At 72.6% G+C, this 18212-nt stretch carries 17 protein-coding genes; 8 read left to right on the forward strand and 9 right to left on the reverse strand.

The window, feature by feature from the left end:
* Positions 1-95: 95 nt before the first annotated feature.
* Complete coding sequence (locus FH610_RS33740; protein WP_139579283.1) at positions 96-755, reverse strand: ferritin-like fold-containing protein; 660 nt, start codon at positions 753-755, stop codon at positions 96-98.
* Positions 756-1211: 456 nt separating this feature from the next.
* Here FH610_RS33740 and FH610_RS33745 point away from each other — a divergent pair, with 456 nt between their 5' ends.
* From FH610_RS33745 to FH610_RS33755, 3 genes are all read left to right on the forward strand, one after another.
* Positions 1212-3131, forward strand: a complete 1920-nt coding sequence (locus FH610_RS33745) for a DEAD/DEAH box helicase (RefSeq protein ID WP_205826259.1) — start codon at positions 1212-1214, stop codon at positions 3129-3131.
* 304 nt (positions 3132-3435) lie between these two features.
* Positions 3436-4317, forward strand: a complete 882-nt coding sequence (locus FH610_RS33750; protein WP_139579285.1) for an alpha/beta fold hydrolase — start codon at positions 3436-3438, stop codon at positions 4315-4317.
* Positions 4318-4327: 10 nt separating this feature from the next.
* On the forward strand, positions 4328-5239 hold the full coding sequence (locus FH610_RS33755; RefSeq protein ID WP_139579286.1) for an oxygenase MpaB family protein: 912 nt from the start codon (positions 4328-4330) through the stop codon (positions 5237-5239).
* Here FH610_RS33755 and FH610_RS33760 read toward each other — a convergent pair.
* Genes FH610_RS33760 through FH610_RS33770 form a run of 3 tightly spaced genes read right to left on the reverse strand, consistent with a single transcriptional unit; the run spans position 5190 to position 7557 of the window.
* On the reverse strand, positions 5190-6155 hold the full coding sequence (locus FH610_RS33760; protein WP_139579287.1) for a RecB family exonuclease: 966 nt from the start codon (positions 6153-6155) through the stop codon (positions 5190-5192). The two genes, FH610_RS33755 and FH610_RS33760, sit on opposite strands and share 50 nt — an antisense overlap.
* A gap of 4 nt (positions 6156-6159) precedes the next feature.
* Positions 6160-6870, reverse strand: coding sequence for an MBL fold metallo-hydrolase (locus tag FH610_RS33765; RefSeq protein WP_139579288.1), 711 nt, complete (start codon positions 6868-6870; stop codon positions 6160-6162).
* A gap of 42 nt (positions 6871-6912) precedes the next feature.
* The gene (locus FH610_RS33770; protein WP_139579289.1) at positions 6913-7557 is read right to left on the reverse strand and encodes a DUF6758 family protein; all 645 of its coding nucleotides are present in this window, start codon (positions 7555-7557) and stop codon (positions 6913-6915) included.
* Positions 7558-7629: 72 nt separating this feature from the next.
* Here FH610_RS33770 and FH610_RS33775 point away from each other — a divergent pair, with 72 nt between their 5' ends.
* Entirely contained in the window at positions 7630-8037 is a 408-nt protein-coding gene (locus FH610_RS33775) for an NUDIX hydrolase (protein ID WP_139579290.1), read from the forward strand.
* On the opposite strand, the gene FH610_RS33780 is transcribed toward FH610_RS33775, so the two are convergent.
* The 3 genes from FH610_RS33780 to FH610_RS33790 all read right to left on the reverse strand — a co-directional run bounded on the left by FH610_RS33780 (position 8024) and on the right by FH610_RS33790 (position 13544).
* The gene (locus FH610_RS33780) at positions 8024-11341 is read right to left on the reverse strand and encodes a hypothetical protein (protein ID WP_139579291.1); all 3318 of its coding nucleotides are present in this window, start codon (positions 11339-11341) and stop codon (positions 8024-8026) included. The two genes, FH610_RS33775 and FH610_RS33780, sit on opposite strands and share 14 nt — an antisense overlap.
* Positions 11342-11476: 135 nt before the next feature.
* Entirely contained in the window at positions 11477-12577 is a 1101-nt protein-coding gene (locus tag FH610_RS33785) for a CPBP family intramembrane glutamic endopeptidase (protein ID WP_139579292.1), read from the reverse strand.
* A 28-nt stretch (positions 12578-12605) separates the two neighbouring features.
* Positions 12606-13544 carry an HpcH/HpaI aldolase/citrate lyase family protein gene (locus FH610_RS33790; protein WP_139579293.1) on the reverse strand — a complete coding sequence of 313 codons (939 nt, stop codon included), beginning with the start codon at positions 13542-13544 and terminating at the stop codon, positions 12606-12608.
* A gap of 35 nt (positions 13545-13579) precedes the next feature.
* Here FH610_RS33790 and FH610_RS33795 point away from each other — a divergent pair, with 35 nt between their 5' ends.
* Positions 13580-13957, forward strand: a complete 378-nt coding sequence (locus tag FH610_RS33795; RefSeq protein ID WP_139579294.1) for a hypothetical protein — start codon at positions 13580-13582, stop codon at positions 13955-13957.
* Between the two features lie 3 nt (positions 13958-13960).
* Here FH610_RS33795 and FH610_RS33800 read toward each other — a convergent pair whose 3' ends face one another.
* Complete coding sequence (locus tag FH610_RS33800; RefSeq protein ID WP_139579295.1) at positions 13961-14905, reverse strand: EamA family transporter; 945 nt, start codon at positions 14903-14905, stop codon at positions 13961-13963.
* An 85-nt stretch (positions 14906-14990) separates the two neighbouring features.
* On the opposite strand from FH610_RS33800, the gene FH610_RS33805 reads away from it, so the two are divergent.
* The 3 genes from FH610_RS33805 to FH610_RS33815 are packed head-to-tail and all read left to right on the forward strand — an operon-like array spanning position 14991 to position 17844.
* The gene (locus FH610_RS33805) at positions 14991-16196 is read left to right on the forward strand and encodes a magnesium transporter MgtE N-terminal domain-containing protein (RefSeq protein ID WP_139579296.1); all 1206 of its coding nucleotides are present in this window, start codon (positions 14991-14993) and stop codon (positions 16194-16196) included.
* Positions 16193-16687, forward strand: coding sequence for a DUF1003 domain-containing protein (locus FH610_RS33810; protein WP_139579297.1), 495 nt, complete (start codon positions 16193-16195; stop codon positions 16685-16687). Before FH610_RS33805 ends, FH610_RS33810 begins: the two co-directional genes overlap by 4 nt.
* A gap of 17 nt (positions 16688-16704) precedes the next feature.
* Positions 16705-17844 carry an Mrp/NBP35 family ATP-binding protein gene (locus tag FH610_RS33815; RefSeq protein ID WP_167538812.1) on the forward strand — a complete coding sequence of 380 codons (1140 nt, stop codon included), beginning with the start codon at positions 16705-16707 and terminating at the stop codon, positions 17842-17844.
* Positions 17845-17851: 7 nt separating this feature from the next.
* Here FH610_RS33815 and FH610_RS33820 read toward each other — a convergent pair whose 3' ends face one another.
* Complete coding sequence (locus tag FH610_RS33820; protein ID WP_139579298.1) at positions 17852-18199, reverse strand: sec-independent translocase; 348 nt, start codon at positions 18197-18199, stop codon at positions 17852-17854.
* Between the last annotated feature and the right edge of the window lie 13 nt (positions 18200-18212).

An 18212-nucleotide genomic window follows, 5' to 3' on the forward strand; every position in this document is an offset into this window, starting at 1 on the left:
CCTCCCGATGACCGCCGTTTCAGCATTCTGGCCAGGTCAGCGGGGATCGAGGGCGCGGAGCGCCGCATCGACGGCCCCACGCCAAGCCATGAAGATCACGGGCCGGGAGTGAGGCCGAGGGCGGCCATCCGCTTGCCGTGCTCCTCGGTCAGCCTGGCGAACATCCGCCCGACCTCCGCCAGGTTCTCGCCCTCCTCACCCACCAGCAGGGCGGCGAGCTGCGGCCGGACGGCGGCGAGCCGCTGCCCCTGGCTCAGCGCCTCGCCGACCATGCGGCGCGCCCACAGCGCGAGACGGCCGCACAGTCGCGGGTCGGCGTCCAGCGCGGCGCGCACCCGCTCCACCGCGAACTCCCCACGGCTCTCGTCGGTCAGCACCTCGTCCACCAGGGCGCTGACCGAGGGAGTGGTGTGGCGCGCCGCCTCGCGGTAGAAGTCGCCCGCGATCCCCACGCCCACGTACGCCTTGATGAGCGCCTCGTACCAGTCCTTCGGCCTGGTCTGGGCGTGCCAGGCGTCGATCGCCTCCGTGAAGGGAGCCATGGCCTCCTCCGGATCGACGCCGAGCGAGGCCAGCCGGTCCCGCAGCACCCGGAAGTGCCCGTACTCGGTCGCGGCCACGTCCCCGAGGGCGGCCCTGTCGTTCAGCGTCGGAGCCAGCAGTGCGGCGTCCTCGGCCAGCCGGAGGAAGGCGGTGAGCTCGGCGTACGCGAGGACACCGAGCAGGTCCACAGTCCCGGGAGAGGAATCACTCATGGGTGCAGCGTACGGCTCCCGGGCTCCCCCGCCGGCGCCCCGCCCGTCACCCGCTTTCCGGCGGCTTCCCGTCCGGCACAGCAAGAGCTTTTAGAGAGAAGACGCAGAAATCGGTTCCGTGTTGTGGTATCGAGTAGACTGCTTCGTGGAAGTGCGACCGCACTGTGTGGATCAGTACGGTGTCGATCATCGTGTCGATCCCTGTGTCGATCCGGGGCCATCCCCGGACCCCCAGGAACCACTGGATGCCGCGGTCGCTGATTCACGACGAGGGCGCGACTGTCCGCGAGGACCCGGACCGGGGAGGCTCTGCCGGCCGGCTGTCCCGGAGGGCCGCCTTCGCACTGATTGAGGCAGGCCACGCTGACAACGACGTTCCGAGACCTGGGAGTCATCCCGGAGATCGCTGATGCGCTCGAGACCGAGGGCATCACTTCACCATTCCCGATTCAGGAGATGGCGCTCCCGCTGGCGCTGGCCGGCCAGGACGTCATCGGACAGGCGCGCACCGGCACCGGCAAGACCTATGCCTTCGGCGTCGCCATGCTGCAGCTCGTCGGCAAACCGAGGAAGAACCGCAAGAAGCCCCGCGGCCTGGTCCTCGTGCCGACCCGCGAGCTGGCCCTTCAGGTGACCGAGGACCTGGTCCTCGCCGCCGGGAAGCTGGGGTCGCGCATCCTCACCGTGTACGGCGGGCGCGCGTACGAGCCGCAGATCGAGGCGCTCAAGAACGGCGTCGACGTGATCGTCGGAACGCCCGGGCGGCTGCTCGACCTGGTCAAGCAGAAGCACCTCGACCTCAGCCAGATCACCATGCTCGTCCTCGACGAGGCCGACCGCATGCTGGATCTCGGCTTCCTTCCGGACATCGAGCGGATCATCAAGCTGGTGCCCGAGAAGCGGCAGACCATGCTGTTCTCGGCGACCATGCCCGGTGAGATCGTGAACCTGGCCCGCCGTTACCTCACCCAGCCGACCCGGGTCCGGGCGGAGAGCGGCACGGCCGAGGCCGAGACGACCACGCTGACGACGCAGCACGTCTACCGCACGCACCGCATGGACAAGATCGAGATCCTGGCCCGCCTGCTGCAGAGCAGGGGCGCCGGGCTCACGATGGTCTTCTGCGAGACCAAGCGGGCCTGCGACATGGTCGCCGAGCAGCTCAAGGACAAGGGCTTCGCCGTGGCGGCCGTCCACGGCGACCTCGGCCAGGGCCAGCGCGAGCAGGCGCTGCGGGCGTTCCGCAGCGGCAAGATCAACGTGCTGGTGGCCACCGACGTCGCGGCGCGCGGCATCGACATCGACGACGTCACCCACGTCGTCAACTACGACTGCCCGCAGGACGAGAAGGCCTACGTCCACCGGATCGGCCGTACGGGCCGGGCGGGCCGCACGGGCGTCGCGGTGACCTTCGTCGAGTGGACCGAGCTGGCCCGCTGGAAGGTCATCAACAACGCGCTCTCGCTCGACTTCAGCGAGCCCGTCGAGACCTATTCGAGCTCCCCGCATCTGTACGGCGACCTCGACATCCCCGAGGGGACCAAGGGCGTGCTGCCGCGCGCCCAGCGCTCCCGGGCGGGCCTGGAGGCCGAGGAGATCGAGGACCTCGGAGAGACCGGGCGCACCCGCTCCCGCGGCAAGTCCGGTCGCGGCGATCGGGAGGAGCGCCGCGAGCGCCCCGCCCGCACCCGCGAGCGGCGGCGGACCCGTGGGGGCCGCTTCCAGGACGCCGAGGCGCCCTCGGCGGAGACCGAGGCGCCGGCTCCGCAGGAGGCTCCCGTGGAGACTCCTGCCGAGGCCACTGTGAATGCCACTGTGAATGCCGATGTGGAGACCGCTGTGGAGACCGCAGCCGAGGCCGCGCCGGGGCGCCGTGGGCGCAGGGGCGCGAACACGGCGGCCCTGACCGGCGCGCTGGCCGACGTCGGGGCCGTACGGCCCGGCGAGGACGGCCCTCTGGACGGTGCGGCGGAGCACGCCGAGGCCGGTGACGGGCCGGAGCCGGAGGCGGCGTCCACCCGCAGGACCACCCGCCGCAGGACCCGCGCCGCCGACCCGGCGCCCGCGGTCGAGGAGCAGGTGGAGGAGCGCCCGGCCCGGCGCCGCAGGACCCGTGCGGCCGACACCGCCGAACAGGCACTCCCGGTGGAGGAGCCGGCCGTGGAAGCGCCCGCGAGCGAGGTCGCCGACGAGCCCGCCGAGCGGCCGGCCCCGCAGCCGGAGCCGGAGCGGATCATCCCGGCCAGTCCGTTCATGATCGTTTTCAGGTCTCCCGACCTCGCGACCGATGACGACGATCCCGCACCGTCCGCCGCAAGCGAGCGCGTCCAGCAGCGGCGCCGCCCGCCCCGGCCGCGTCCCCGTCGTACGGGGTGAGCGGCCGGCACAGGCCCGCTCGGCGATGAGCACGACCGCAGGGGCAGGGAGGGCACCGGACAACCGGCGCTCTCCCTGCCCCCGTTCTTTGAGGGCCGCTTCGCCCCGCAGTGGGTATGACCTGGACAGGAGGCATGCGCAATGACCGTCCGAAACCCTCGTAGTCCCTTCGGCAGTGTCGCCGGGATCTTCTCTGGGTATCGTGATGCCACGTGAGTGAGCGAGCCTTCAGCAGACGGTCCAGGACGTGGGGCCGGTCCGGCCCATCGGTTCCCGGGATCCGGGGTGAGGTGGAGGAGGCCTCGTGAGCACGCCACGGTTCCTGACCCTTCCTCCGGGTGTCAGCAGTGAGCAGATCGAGACGCCGCTGGGCTCGTTCGCGGCTCTCGAAGCGCTTCCGTCCAGCGGTGTCCCCGAACGCTGGCCCGCACTTCTCGTCCCCGGTTTCACGGGGTCGAAGGAGGACTTCATCGCCGTGCTGCAGACACTCGCGCAGGCCGGCCGCAGGGTGATCGCGGTCGACATGCGCGGGCAGTACGAGACGCCGGGCCCGGACGATCCGTCGGCGTACTCGTGCGCGGCACTCGGCGCGGACGTCGACGCGATCGCCGCGGTGGTCGGTCAGGGCGAGCCCGTCCACCTGCTGGGACACTCCTTCGGCGGGCTGGTCGCCCGGGAGACGGCGCTGCACGGCGCCAAACTCGCCTCGCTCACGCTCATGAGCTCGGGGCCCGCGGGCATCGTCGGGCCGCGGGAGCGGATGGGCCGGATGATGCTGGCCGAGCTTCCGGAGTACGGCCTCGACTACATGTGGTCGAACAGGATGGAGCCCGAGGCGCTGGCGGCGGGCGTCCCCGACGACATCGTCGCGTTCCTGCGCAAGCGGCTGCTCGCCAACCATCCCACCGGTCTCGTGGCGATGGCGCACGAGGTCCTGGGCGCTCCCGACCGCTGCGCGGAGCTGGCCGGGTGCGGGCTCGACCTCCTGGTCCTGTACGGCGAGCACGACGACGGCTGGCCGCCGCTGCTGCAGGCCGAGATGGCCCGCAGGCTCGACGCGGAGTGCGTCGTGGTGCCTGGGGCGCTCCACTCGCCGGCCGTCGAGGCCCCCGAGACCACCGCGGCGGCCCTGACCCGATTCTGGAACGCGGCGGAGAGCCGGCTGCTCCAGCACCAGCACGGATGACCCGGTCGCCATGCCCGCGAAGAGCGGCCTGACCGCCCAGCCTCCGGAGTCCGCGACGTGGCTGGTCCACGTCGACCGGAGCATGTGGGTGGGCGGCGTTCGCGGCCTGATGCTGCAGGCCCTGCATCCGCTGGCGATGCGGGGTGTGTGGCAGAACTCCAACTTCCGGGACGACCCCTTCGGCCGGCTGCGCCGTACGGCGGACTTCGTGGGCCGCGTGACGTACGGCAGCCCCGAGGAGGCCGAGGAGATCGGCAGGCGGGTGCGCGCGATCCACCGGACCCTGCGCATCCGCGACCCCGACACGGGCAGGACCCACCGGGTGGACGAGCCCGAGCTGCTGCTGTGGGTCCACTGCGCGGAGGTGATGTCCTACCTGGAGGTCGTCCGCCGCGCGGGCGTCCCGATCAGCGACCGGCAGGCCGACCAGTACCTCGCGGAGCAGCGGCGCAGCGCCATGTACGTCGGTCTCCACGCGGACGACGTGCCCGGCTCGGTCGGCGAGATGACCGACTACTTCGCCCGGATGCGGCCGGTCCTGCGGGTCATCCCCGAGTCGGCCGCCGCCGTGCGGTTCCTGCTCTGGCCGCGCCTGCCGGAGAGCATGCGCTTCCTGTCTCCGGCCAAGCCGGTCTACTTCCCGTTCGGCGCGCTGTGCTACTACACGCTGCCCGACTGGGCCCGCCGCCTGTACGGCGCGCTTCCCGAGGTGCCCCAGATCGCGGTCACGGCGGCGTTGCGGGCCTTCCGGCTGACCATGAACGCGATCCCCGACTTCGTGCACCAGCAGGTGCTGGACGAGGGCACCAGAGCGATGCTGCGGGCCTCGCGCGAACGCCTGGGCGCCGCCGGATACGACGTCGGCAAGGGCCTCAGGGCGCTGGTCGATCCTCGCCGCCATCCCGGCCCTGCGCCGGGCTGAGGCCGGAGGAGCCGGGCGTCTCGGCCAGGCCGTCCCAGGGGAGCCGGTCGGGCGAGGCGGCCCGCCCCTCGGGGCAGTGGCGGCGGAAGTCGCACCAGGAGCAGATGGGGCCCGGTTCCGGCGGGAACAGCCGGTCGATCTCGGGCGGCACCGCGAGCGCGCCCGCGCCTTCCTCCCGTCTCGGTGCGGGAACGGCGCGCTTCGTGGGTCCGGCCCATTCGCGGTAGGCGTCGTCGGCGTCGGCCGCCTCCGTCGCGATGTCCTCGGCCCGGCGCAGGTGCCGGGCGAGCGACTCGTCGGTGTGCTCCCACTCCGCGACCGTCCCGGTGGGCAGGTGGTGCAGCTCCACCCGGCGGCAGGCCCGGCGCATCATGCGGGACGAGGCGATCGCGTAGACGGCCAGCGCGATCGACGAACGGGCGTCGTCGGAGGTCGGCGGGCGGCGGCCGGTCTTGTAGTCGACCACGACCAGTTCGTCCCCGCGCCGGTCGAGCCGGTCCACGCGCCCGGACACGGCGATGACCGACGTACGCGTGGCGACCGTGCGCTCGACGCCCACCGGCTCGTCACCGGGGTCGAGCGTGGCGACGTAGGAGGAGACCATCTCGCGGGCCCGGTCCCGCCACGCGGCCGACTGCTCCTCGTCCCTGAACCCCTCGCGGATCCAGCCGTTGGTCAGCAGCACGGCCGCCATCACCGGCGTACGCCGGTCGTACGGCTCCCGCCACCACGCGGCCAGCGCGTTGTGGACGGAGGCCCCCACGCTGTTGTGCGCCCACGGGGGCCCCTTCTGCGGAGCGGGCCGGTCGAGGTAGGTGAAGCGGTAGCGGCGCCTGCAGTCGAGCCAGGTGTTCAGGCGCGACGGCGTGCAGGTGTAGAGCCGCCTCGGCATGCCGTCGAGGCCGAGCTGCTCCACGGCCCTACTCGTCGAGGTTCAGCTTGATGCCGGACGCCCCGGTGCCGTCCACGAGGGGCGGCGCCGCGTCGGCCTCCTGGGCGCCGGTCAGCGACCCCGACAGCCAGCGGTCGAACTCCGGCTCCAGGTCGCCGATCCTGCCCTCCTCGCCGTGCGCGGGCAGCACCCTCGTCTCGTGCGGCAGCGTGAACAGCCTCTCGCCGATCGAGGTGAGCTGGTCGGCGAGCGCGGGGTACTCCCCGCCGAGCTTGCCGGGGCCGTCCATGAGCAGGGTCTTGCCGGTGAAGACCGCGCCGAGACCCTCGCAGTAGAGCGAGACGCCCCCCGGCGTGACGCCCGGCGTGGAGAGCACCTCCAGCTCGACGTCGGCCACGGAGAACAACCCCTCGTCCTCCATGTCGATGTCGGGCCAGGTCTCCTCCCAGGTCTGCCGCCACAGGCGCTTGTCCTTGGGGTGGACGGCGATCACGGCCTCGTCCCTGGCCGCCACCTCGATCGCGGCGCCCACGTGGTCGGGCAGGCCGTGGGTGCAGATGACGGCGAGGACCTCGCGGTCGCCGACCTTCTCCAGGATCTTGTCGGCGTCCCGCGCCGGGTCGATGACGATCACCTCGTCGTCGTCGCCCACGATCCAGGTGTTGTTCTCGACCTTGTGCTCGTCGCCTTCGATGTCCACGAGGCCCGAGGTCACCACTCGTTCGATACGCGCTGTCACGGCTCAGAACCTTACTATCCCTCGCGCTTCGGACCCGCCGTACTAGAGATCCCCGTCGAGGCGCGGCGAGAAGGCGCCGAAGGGCAGGTCGAGCGCCTGGTCCTGGTCCCGCAGGTCACGCAGCGACAGGTTGGCCAGCGCGACGAAGCAGCCGGCCTCGACGGGCCAGGTGACCGTCCACAGCCAGTTGCCGAGGGCCTCGCCCACGTAGACGGCCCGGTCTTCCGGCACCCCCCGCCCCGCGCACCACAGCGCCGTCGGATGGCCGCGTGCGTCGATCTTGGCGTGCGGGGGGCCGGCGTCGAAGCCCGCCCCGGGGTCCGGGCCCGGCAGCCCGGCGTACGCGGCGCCGAGACCGATACCGGGTTCCTCTGCGATGAGCAGCATGTCGGCGGGACCGTGGGTGACCGACGGGCCGGAGAGGGCGACGACGCTCGCCCTCGTGCCTGAGCGCTCGTCACCCACCTCGCCGAAGCCCGTCACCAGCCATCCGGAGGGTAGCGGCCACGGGAGCCAGACGGGCACCCTGGCCGCCTCGCACAAGGCCTCCAGAGCGGCCTGAGAGGGCCGCCGGGGCGGCTGGAAGGGCAGGACGTCCCCGTGGGCGGCGCATCGCCAGGAACTCGACCAGACGTTCGGTTCGTGTAGCGGCCCGAAGCACCGCGGACATGTTGGCGCGGTTCTCACAAATATTCACGGTGCTTCCGTGACGTCCGTACGTCAAGAGTCTGCCCGTTATCTAGTCGTAATCTTGGTGATGTGCGGTGCATCCGATGTGTGGGCGCGATCGTCTCCGACGCCGAGGGGCGTCTGCTGCTGGTGCGGCGGGGCCGCCCTCCCGGAGAGGGGCTGTGGTCGCTGCCCGGCGGCAGGGTCGAGCCCGGCGAGACCGACGAGCAGGCGCTGCGCCGCGAGCTGCGCGAGGAGACCGGCCTCGACGTCACCGTCGTGCGGCTCGCCGGGACCGTGCTGCGGCCCGCCCCCGGCGGCGCGACCTTCGAGATCCACGACTACGTGGCGACCGCCTCGGGCGTGCCGGTCGCCGGGGACGACGCCGCCGACGCGCGCTGGTGCGCGCCGTCCGACCTCCTACGGCTCCCGCTGACCGACGGCCTCGCCGACGCCCTCGCCGAATGGGGGGTCATCTCCGGGATCACCGCTCCGTGACCGTGCTGCGCCAGATCGTCAAGTGGTCGTCGGCGTAGCCGGCCGACCTGCCGATGGCCACGACGCGGTCGCCGGAGACCGCCACCGCCCCGAGCCACTGCGCCCCCTGGCCGCCGAGGCCGTCCTGGGTGAGCGTCTGGCGCGACCAGTCCACACCGTCCTCGGACACCCAGGCGGCGCTGTCGGCCTCGCCGCCCTCCGCCGGCGACCGGTGCGACCCGACCGCGACCAGTCCCCGCCCGGTCGCGGTCAGGTCGAGGACCGAGGCGGCGGCGTCGGCGGGCAGCGTGCCGTACTCCCAGCTCGCGCCGTCGTCGGTGGACAGCGCGGAGAACGGGCGGGGACCGTCCTCGGTCATCGCGGTGCCGACGACCACCACGCCGGCCTCGGTCGCGACCACGTGGCGCAGCCCGGCCGAGGTGGTGTCCGGCGGCAGGACCCGGCCGCGTGCGTTCCAGTTGAGCCCGTCGGTGGAGACCCAGACCACCCCGGTCTCACGGTCGGCGGTGCCCGACCCGCCGACCGCCATGAACCCGTCGGGCGTCGCCGTGACGTCGTAGAGGCGCACCCCCGCCCCTCCGGCCGGCATGCTGCCCGGCGCGGAACGGGTGAACCGCTTGAGGTCGGGGCTGAACCACAGGGCGGGCAGCGTCCCTGTGGCGGACCTGTCCTCCCCCGCCAGGACATAGCCCTTCGGCCCGGCGGCCACCATGCCGGGCGCGAGCAGGAAGTGGCCCGCGGGCACCTCGATCGCGGGACCGGGCCGCCAGCTCTTCCCGTCGGCCGAGGTGACCAGCAGCGGCCGGGTCACCGCCGGATCGGTCGTCGTGCTGCCGGCGGCGAGCCATCCCCTGGGGCCGTGCGCCACGCCGCTGAGCGCCTGGCGCCCCGGTCCGCCCAGCAGGTCGGGGAACGCCGCGTCCTTCCAGTTGGCTCCGTTGTTGCCGCTCGTCCAGATCGCGGCGTCGCCGTTGGCCGCGCCCACGGCCACGAACGTGCCGCCGGAGGCGGCGACGTCGGCGGTGTCCCTGGCGAGCCGGTTGAGCCCGGCGATCTCCTTGAGCGGCACGGTGTGCGCCGCCTCGCCCTTCCCCGCGGTGATCAGCACAGGAAGGTTCTCCACGTCGCCGGGCCCGCGCTTGTCGCCGCCCGCCACGAGCACCCCGGCGTCGGTGATGGCCAGCCCGCGCAGCGTTCCGGGGATCCCGCCGAGGTCGGCGCTCCTGGTCCACTTCCGCCCGTCCTGGCTGGTGTAGACGGCGTACCGTTCCCAGGCCGACTCGGCCACCGCCGCGACGCCCGCCGCCGACGCGGCCAGCCCGCGCACGCCCGTCCCCTCGGCACCGAGCGGCCCTATCGTGCCGCACTGGGTCCAGTCGGCGCCTTCGGGCGAGCAGTAGACGCGGACCTCGCCGCCGTCCGACTTCTGCCGGGTGGGCACGAGCACGAAGCCCTTCTTGGTCACGGCCAGCGCGCCGGGCTCGGGCCGTACGTCCGCCAGGGCCGCGGCCGTGCGCAACCAGGTGCGGCCGCCGTCGTCGGAGCGCAGGACGACCGAGATGGAGTCGCCGGAGCCCGGATCGGCGAGCGCCACCACCCGGTCGCCCCGGGCGGCCACCGCCCGCATCGCCCTGACCTTGTCGGGGGTGCCGATCTGGTCGGTGTCCACCCTCGTCCAGCCGACGCCGTCGGGTGACACCCAGGCGACCGGGCCCGCCGTGCCGTCACGCAGGGTCGTGGCGCCCACCGCGAGGAAGCCGGTCGCGGTCCGCGCCACGTCGGTGATCCTGTCCTGGCTCCAGAACGCGGTCAGCCGGGCGGGGTCCACCGCGGTCCAGGACCGGCCGTCGGAGGAGACCCACATGCCGCGCGCGGCCGGGCCGGCGGAGCCGGGCGCGTCGGTTCCGACGGCGAGCCAGCGGCCGTCGCCTCCCGCGACCCTGCCGACCGCCCCGGGCGCGGACTCGTACCCCGGGGCGTCGGCGACCCGGCCCGTCTGCCAGTGCGCGCCGCCGTCGGCGGACACCAGGAACAGCGGCCGGGCGAGCGGGCTCGTCGTGTCGCTGCCCGCCGCCACCACCGTCGCGCCGGCCGCGGCGAACGCGGTGAGCACCTGGCTGGAGCCGTTGCCCGGCAGCCCGGGCGCCGAGAACGCCGCGTCGCCCGACTGTCCGTCGCCGGCGGCGAGGCGCAGCCCGGCCGTGGACGGGCCGCCGGCCCACCTGACGACGGCCACGCCCAGCACGGCGGCCGCGACGAGGACCACGGCGATCACCGCCGGAGCGACCATCCGGGGGAGGCGCGGAGGGAACCGCCGGACCGGCAGCACCCGCCTGTGGCGGCGTCCGCCGCTCCCCCGGGGCGGGCCGACGGCCACGAGCATGTCGGGCCGGGCCGGGCGGCCCCCCGGCGGACGCCCGATGCGCTCGACCGGCTCGACCGGCTCGACCCGCGGGTCGTCGTGCTCGGGCTCGACCGGGATCTCGGGGCTCATGCGGATGCCGGAGGGCTCTGCCAGGCCGTGACGGGAGGCGGGCTCGGGCGGCGTGTGCGCCCACACGTGCTCCCCCCGCTCACCGGGATCGTGCTCGCCGGGGTCGTGCTCGCGCAGCGGTCCCGATGCGGAGGTGTCGATCTCGGGGGCGCCGGGCCCGTCCGGGTTCTCGCGGGGGATCTGGGCGCGCCGCCGCCGGGGCGGGCCCGAGGCGACCAGCTTGTCCGGCCGGTTCACGATCCGGCGGCGCCGGCCCTCCTCCTGCGCCGTGGATTCCTGGGCTGTGGACTCCTGGGCCGTCTCCCCCGCCGACCTGGCACCCTCGCCATGCCAGGTCGTGGGGGCGTCCGCGCGGCCGGGCGGGCCGGTCGCGCCGGCGTCGCCGGGCTCGCCGGGGTCCTCGGGACTTCGTCCGCCGGGGCGGCTGTGACGCGGTTCACCCGTCCCGGACGGCCCCGTTCCGTACGGTGCCGCGTACGGCCTGCGGCCGGTCCTGGGCCCGCGGTCGCGCCGTGCTTCCGGTTCCGGCCCGTCGCCTGCTTCCGATCCCGGGCGCGGGGCCCAGATGCCGCCGCGTAAGTCCGGGTCGCGTAAGCCCGGGTCGCCGATCTTGCGGTACGGCCGGGTGTCCTCGTCGTCCCCCGGCTCGCCCGCGTCATCCTGGGCCGCGTCCTCGGGAATCGGGGCCGCGAACGGAGGCAGCGCCCACGGGGACGGGCCGGGCGGCCGGTGATGCAACTCCGGCGGGGGCACGGAGGAGGGTTCGCCGGCATCGCGCCGGCGGTCACGCTCGTGGGGGCCTGAGGCCACGCTCAGTACCTCCTCCCCGGAGAGGTCAATCCGGACCGTTCCACCTGTCGTACGGCAAAGCGATCACAGTGATACCCCATCACGAATCCAGAGCAACACGGGAAGAGCGTGGGGGCCATACCTCTCTAGTGAGATTTATCGGGAGAGAGTCTGAATTGCCCATTTTCGGGCGATTATCAGCACGCCGATGCCGAAAACCGCGAACTGGACGGCCGATCCGATCAGCGCCTCCCAGGGCACCTCGCCCTGCTCCATCGCGCTTCCCATGTCCCCCGAGGCCGCGACGACTCCGAACGCCACGATGTTGTTGGTCGCGTGCAGGGCGATCGGCGCCTCCAGTCCGCCGGTGCGGACCGCCAGCCACCCCATGAGCATGCCGAACGCGAAGACGTAGACGATTCCCCAGCCCGTGTAGCCGTGCGAGGCGGCGAAGGCCGCCGCGCCCACCAGGATCGCCGGCCACGGATTGCGCAGGTACGCCCCGAACCCCTGGATGATCCACCCGCGGTAGGCGTACTCCTCGGCCGCCGACTGGAACGGCACCAGCAGCAGGATCACGATGATGGCCGGGAGGAACTCCTCCCAGCCCGCCCAGCGGAATCCGGGATCCACCCCTGCGGACATCAGCGTCCCCGCCTCGACCGCCTGACCGAGCACGACCGCCACCAGCGCGACCAGCAGGCAGGCCCCCAGCCAACGCCACCGCAGCCGCAGGGCCACCGACGACAGCGACCCCGGCGGCCTTCGCTGGAACAGCCACGCCGCGCCGAGCACCAGCGGCAGCAACAGCGCGATGACCCCCAGCTGGAACCCGAGGTCGAGGACGGGATCGGCGAACAGCCGGGCCCCCGTCCGCACCATGGGCACGCCGGTGACCAGCGAGACCACGAAGGCCACCAGGCCGACGGCGATCGAGAGCGCCAGGAAGGCCGCGATGATCGCCGCCGTGCCGAGGATCGGCCGCCACCAGCGGTGCAACGGCGTACGGGCCAGGCGGTCGTAACGCGTGCCGGGTGGAGCCGGGACGTCCCAGCGGGTACGCGCGGGCGGCCCCCACGCATACGGCCCCGGATGGGACCACTGCGGCTGGGCCGCAGGGTGTGGCGGCGGCGGCAGCGGCTGCGGCGGACCGGCCGGCCAGGCGGTCCCGCCCGCGTACGGCCCGGGCGCCAGGTAGGGACCGGGCAGCTGGTTCGGGCCGGCGGCCTGATCCGGGCCCGGCTGTGGTTCGTTCATATGTCCATTCTTCGCGTGCCGCGGGTGATCAGCTGGGCGGGGTGAAGGAGCTGGACCGGGGAAGGCCGGCGGCGCGGCCCTTGGCCGCCACCACCAGGGCCATCTTCCGCGACGCCTCGTCGATCATCTCGTCGCCCAGCATGACCGCGCCCCGCTTCTCGACCGTCGTGTAGTACTCGTACGCGTCGAGGATGAGCTCGGCGTGGTCGTAGTCCTCCTGCGACGGCGAGAACACCTCGTTGGCCGCCTCCACCTGCGACGGGTGGAGCACCCATTTGCCGTCGAACCCGAGGGCGGCCGACCGCATGGCCACCCGGCGGAAGCCGTCCAGGTCGCGGATCTGCAGGTATGGCCCGTCGATCGCCTGGAGGCCGTGCGCGCGGGCGGCCATCAGGATGCGCATGAGGATGTAGTGGTAGGCGTCCCCCTCGCCGTACCCGGGGGGCTGCTCGCCCACGACGAGCGTCCGCATGCCGATCGAGGCCATGAAGTCCGCGGGGCCGAAGACCAGCGTCTCCAGCCGGGGCGAGGAGGCGGCGATGTCGTCCACGTTGACGAGGCCCCGGGCGTCCTCGATCTGCGCCTCGATGCCGATGCCGCCCTCGGGCAGGCCGGTGGCCCGCTCGATCTGGCCGAGAAGGGTGTCGAGCCAGGCCACGTGGGAGGCGTCCCCGACCTTCGGCAGCATGAGGCAGTCGAGCCGGTCGCCGGCGCCTTCGACGACCTCGATGACGTCCCGGTAGGTCCAGCGGGTGGTGAGGTCGTTGACCCGGACGACGACCGTCTTCCCCGTCCAGTCGCCCTCCCTGAGCGCGGCGACGACGTTGCGGCGCGCCTCGTCCTTCGCGCCGGGGGCGACGGAGTCCTCCAGGTCGAGGAAGACCTCGTCGGCGGCCAGGCCCTGCGCCTTGTCCAGGAAACGCGGGTTGCTGCCCGGCACCGCCAGGCACGAACGTCGAGCGCGCATGGGCACACCGTAGCGCGGTCAATAGGCTGGGAGGCATGAACCTCCCGGTGATCGAAGAGGGCGCGAAGAAGTCCAACGTGCTCTGGCTCGGCCTGCCGTCCGGGGCCCGGCTGGCCTGGCACGTGTGGCACGACGGGGCGGTCTACGTGGTGGCCGGCGGGGAGGAGCAGTCCCTGCCCGGGCTGGCCGAGGTCGCGGCCGGGCGGGGCGAGATCGAGGTCGTGCTGCGCAGCAAGGACAACGGCGCCGAACTCGTCCGTTTCCCGGCCGTCGCCGAGGTGGTGGACCAGGTGGCCGCCCCCGAGGCCGTGGCCGCGCTGGCCAAGGAGCGTCTGAACGCCCGCGACGCCGCCGGTCTGACCGCCCGCTGGGCCGAGAGGTCCACCGTCGTACGGCTCACGCCTCGCACCTGAACCTCACACACGTACGGTCTCGGTCACCTCGACGGTGTGGTGCTCTGAGCCGAGCCGTACGGTCGCGGTCTGGGCCAGCAGGGCCCCGCCGAGCACGATCACGCCTCCGGCGATCTGGGCGGCTCCCAGCCGCTCGCCGAGCAGCACCCAGGCGACCACCGCCCCCGCGATGACCTCCACCGAGGCGACCGTCGCCCCGACCGCGGCCGACAGCCGCCGCACGGCCGTGACCCCGGTCGCGTACGCGACCACGGTGGCCACCACGACCAGCACGACGCCGGCCGCGGCGACCGGCACCGTGTGACCGGAGACCTCGACGGCACGGCTGAACGCCGGCCAGTCGATGTTCCAGGGCCGGGAGAGGGGCAGCAGGACCACCGCCGAGCCGAGCATGCCCCAGCCGATCAGGCCCAGCGTGTCCACGTCGTCCCCGAACGAATCGCTCATCAGGAAATATCCGGCGCAGCAGGCGGCGGCGACCAGGGCGAGCAGCAGCCCGAGCGCGTCGAGGCGCAGCCCCTCCCAGACCTGCACGACGATCGCCAGCCCGACGACCGCGATCAGCGCCCCCAGGTAGGCCGAGCGCGGCAGCCGCAGCCGCCGGACGAACCGCACCCACAGGACCACCATCACGGGAGAGGTGTACTCGATCAGCAGCGCCACACCGACCGGCAGCCGGGTGATGGCGACGAAGTACAGGGCCTGCACGGCGGCCACGGCGATAACGGCGTACGCCGCGAAGAACAGCAGGCGGTCGCGGGGGATGCGCAGCGCGCGCGGCCTGACGGCGGCCAGGACCGCCAGCAGGAGCACGCCGGCCCCCGCCATGCGGACCCACACGGCCTCCAGCGGCGTGAGCCCCGCCATGCCGAGGATCTTCGCCATCGGTCCGGAGAACCCGAAGCAGAAGGCCGAGACGCCCGCGATCGCCAGGCTGACAGCCCTCATCGTCACCTGCCCATGTAATTACCAATAAACGGCTTTGATCCTGTCATAACCCGGAGCGGTCCGCATCCTTGCGTAACCTGACAGAGTGGATCGGATCTTCGTGGCCCGCCTGGCGGGGCTGGCGGTCTTCGACCCGGCCGGCGACCAGATCGGCCGGATCCGGGACGTCGTCGTCTCGCTGCGGGGACCGCTGCTCCCCCGGGTCCACGGCTTCGTCGTCGAGGTCCAGCCACGCCGCCGGGTCTTCCTGCCGATCACCAGGATCACCAGCATCGAGGCCCGCGCCCTCATCTTCACCGGCAAGCTCAACATGCGCAGGTTCGAGTGCCGGGACGCCGAGACCCTGGCCATCGGGGAGATGCTCGACCGCACCGTCGAGTACAAGGGCGACCGGGTGACCGTGCAGGACCTGGCCATGGAGCAGCCGCGGCCGTCCGACTGGCTCATCACGAAGGTCGCGGTGCGCCGCGGGACGCGGCGCAGGGGCGAGACGCTGATCGTCGACTGGGACGAGGTCACCGGCTTCGCGGGCATCCAGAAGGATCAGGGCGCGGCCAACCTGCTCGCCGTCTTCGAGGCGCTGCGCCCGGCCGACCTGGCGAACATGCTGCACGAGCTGCCCACCAAGCGGATGGCCGAGGTCGCCGCCGCCCTGGACGACGACCGGCTCGCCGACGTGCTGGAGGAGCTGCCCGAGCGCGACCAGGTGCTCGTGCTGAGCCGGCTGCACCGGGAGCGTGCCGCCGACGTGCTGGAGGAGATGAGCCCGGACGACGCCGCCGACCTGCTGCAGGAGCTGCCCGCAGAGCAGGCCGAGGGGCTGCTGCGGCTCATGGTGCCGGAGGAGGCCGCGCCGGTCCGGCGGCTGCTGACCTACGGTGAGTTCACCGCCGGCGGCATGATGACGAGCGAGCCGGTCATCCTCCCGCCGACCTCGACCGTGGCCGAGGCCCTCGCGCACATCCGTCAGGAGGAGCGGTCCCCCGCCATCGCCGCCCAGGTGTACGTGACCCGCCCGCCGAGCGAGACGCCGACCGGACGCTTCCTGGGGGTGGCGCACTTCCAGCGACTGCTCAGGGAGCCGCCGTCGACGCTGCTCGGCAGCGTGATAGACATCACGGTGGACCCGATCAGGCCCGAGTTCACGGTGCACGAGGTGGCGTCGTACCTCGCGACGTACAACCTGGTCGCGGTCCCCGTCGTGGACGAGCTGAGCCGGTTGCTCGGCGCGGTGACCGTCGACGACGTGCTCGACCACATGCTGCCGGAGGACTGGCGGGAACGCCCATGACAGAACGCCTCGACCAGCCGCGCGAACTGACCTACCGCCTGCGGCTCTACTACGACCCCGAGGCGTTCGGCGAGTTCTCGGAACGGTTCGCGCGGTTCCTCGGCACGGCGCGGTTCATCGTCTACATGACCGTGTTCGTCGGGGTGTGGCTGCTGTGGAACGTGTTCGCGCCGTACAAGTTCGATCCCTATCCGTTCATCTTCCTGACCCTGATGCTCTCGCTTCAGGCGTCGTACGCCGCGCCACTGATCCTGCTGGCGCAGAACCGGCAGGCCGACCGCGACCGCATCCAGTACGAGCAGGACAGGATGACGGCCGATCGCAACCAGGCCGAGATCGAGTACCTCACCCGGGAGATCGCCGGCCTGCGCATGGCGCTCGGCGAGGTGGCCACGCGCGACTACATCCGCTCCGAGCTCCAGCGTCTGCAGGAGGAGCTGAGCGAGTCCGGGACTAGATCACGTGGGGCGGGTTCGGAGGATTCCCGCTGAGTCCATAGCATGGATTCATGGCACCATCCCCTGAACTGGTCATGGCCGCGCTGGCGACGGTGAACGACCCGGAGATCCGCCGGCCGATCACCGAGCTCGGCATGGTCAAGAACGTCGACATCTCCCCCGACGGGGTGGTGCGCGTTGGCGTGCTCCTGACCGTCGCCGGCTGCCCGCTGAAGGACACCATCACCCGCGACGTCACCGGAGCCGTGTCCCGGATCGACGGCGTGTCCCGCGTCCACGTGGACATGGACGTCATGAGCGCCGAGCAGCGCAAGGAACTGCAGACGAAGCTGCGCGGCGACCGCGGGCCCGAGAAGGAGATCCCCTTCGCCAAGCCCGGCTCGCTGACCCGTGTGTTCGCCGTCGCGAGCGGCAAGGGCGGCGTCGGCAAGTCGTCTGTCACGGTGAACCTCGCCGCCGCGATGGCCTCCCAGGGCCTGAAGGTCGGCGTCGTGGACGCCGACATCTACGGCCACTCCGTGCCGCGCATGCTCGGCGTGAGCGAGCGGCCCACCAAGGTCGAGGACATGATCATGCCGCCGGTGGCGCATGACATCAAGGTCATCTCGGTCGGCATGTTCAAGCCCGAGGGCAACACGCCGGTGGTGTGGCGCGGCCCGATGCTCGACCGCGCGCTGTATCAGTTCCTCACCGACGTCTACTGGGGCGACCTCGACGTCCTGCTGATGGACCTGCCCCCGGGCACCGGCGACATCGCGATCTCGGTCGCCCAGCGCATGCCCACGGCCGAGATCCTGGTCGTGACGACCCCGCAGCAGGCCGCCGCCGAGGTGGCCGAGCGCGCCGGGTCGATCGCCGCCCAGACCCACCAGCAGATCGCGGGCGTCATCGAGAACATGGCGTGGCTGCCCTGCCCGCACTGCGACGAGCGCATCTCGGTGTTCGGCGAGGGCGGCGGCCAGACCGTGGCCGACGCGCTGACCCGCACACTGGGCGCGCGCGTGCCGCTGCTCGGCCAGGTGCCGATCGACATGCGGCTGCGTGAGGGCGGCGACGAGGGCAAGCCGCTCGTGCTGACCGACCCCGACGCCCCGGCGGCCGCCGAGCTGCGCCGGATCGCGGCCGGGCTCGGCAAGAAGTCGACCAGCCTCAAGGGCCTGAAGCTCGACATCTCACCGGTCAAGCACTAGACCCCGGTCAGGTCGCCTCGTTGTCGTACGGCGGGATCTCCCCCACGCCCAGTTCCGGCGTGGGGGCGGCGACCGGCTCGGCCGTTGTGTCCGGGGTGCTGTTCCAGTCGTTCTCGAGGTCGTCGAGCAGGTGCTTGCGCACGAAGTTCTTGGGGTTGAGGTCGGCCGGGTCGAAGTTGGCGAACTCAGGCCCCATGTTGGCCTGCAGGTCCGCCTTCGCGTTGTTGGCCATCTGCCGGAGCTGCCGCAGCGTACGGCCCGCCTGCGAGGCGGCCTGTGGCAGCTTCTCCGGTCCGAAGACGAGTAGGGCGATCACCACAAGCGCCAGGGCCTCCCCCCAGCCGAGTCCGAACATGGCGATCTCCTCC

The sequence above is a fragment of the Microbispora catharanthi genome, assembly GCF_006334915.2.
GTDB lineage: Bacteria > Actinomycetota > Actinomycetes > Streptosporangiales > Streptosporangiaceae > Microbispora > Microbispora catharanthi.

Bases quoted from the DNA above. Each gene is read 5' to 3' on its own strand.
- FH610_RS33795 (WP_139579294.1), top strand. From the start codon at position 13,580: ATGAACCTCCCGGTGATCGAAGAGGGCGCGAAGAAGTCCAACGTGCTC.
- FH610_RS33755 (WP_139579286.1), top strand. From the start codon at position 4,328: ATGCCCGCGAAGAGCGGCCTGACCGCCCAGCCTCCGGAGTCCGCGACG.
- FH610_RS33820 (WP_139579298.1), bottom strand. From the start codon at position 18,199: ATGTTCGGACTCGGCTGGGGGGAGGCCCTGGCGCTTGTGGTGATCGCC.
- FH610_RS33785 (WP_139579292.1), bottom strand. From the start codon at position 12,577: ATGAACGAACCACAGCCGGGCCCGGATCAGGCCGCCGGCCCGAACCAG.
- FH610_RS33810 (WP_139579297.1), top strand. From the start codon at position 16,193: ATGACAGAACGCCTCGACCAGCCGCGCGAACTGACCTACCGCCTGCGG.
- FH610_RS33815 (WP_167538812.1), top strand. From the start codon at position 16,705: ATGGCACCATCCCCTGAACTGGTCATGGCCGCGCTGGCGACGGTGAAC.
- FH610_RS33800 (WP_139579295.1), bottom strand. From the start codon at position 14,905: ATGAGGGCTGTCAGCCTGGCGATCGCGGGCGTCTCGGCCTTCTGCTTC.
- FH610_RS33745 (WP_205826259.1), top strand. From the start codon at position 1,212: ATGGCGCTCCCGCTGGCGCTGGCCGGCCAGGACGTCATCGGACAGGCG.
- FH610_RS33740 (WP_139579283.1), bottom strand. From the start codon at position 755: ATGAGTGATTCCTCTCCCGGGACTGTGGACCTGCTCGGTGTCCTCGCG.
- FH610_RS33790 (WP_139579293.1), bottom strand. From the start codon at position 13,544: ATGCGCGCTCGACGTTCGTGCCTGGCGGTGCCGGGCAGCAACCCGCGT.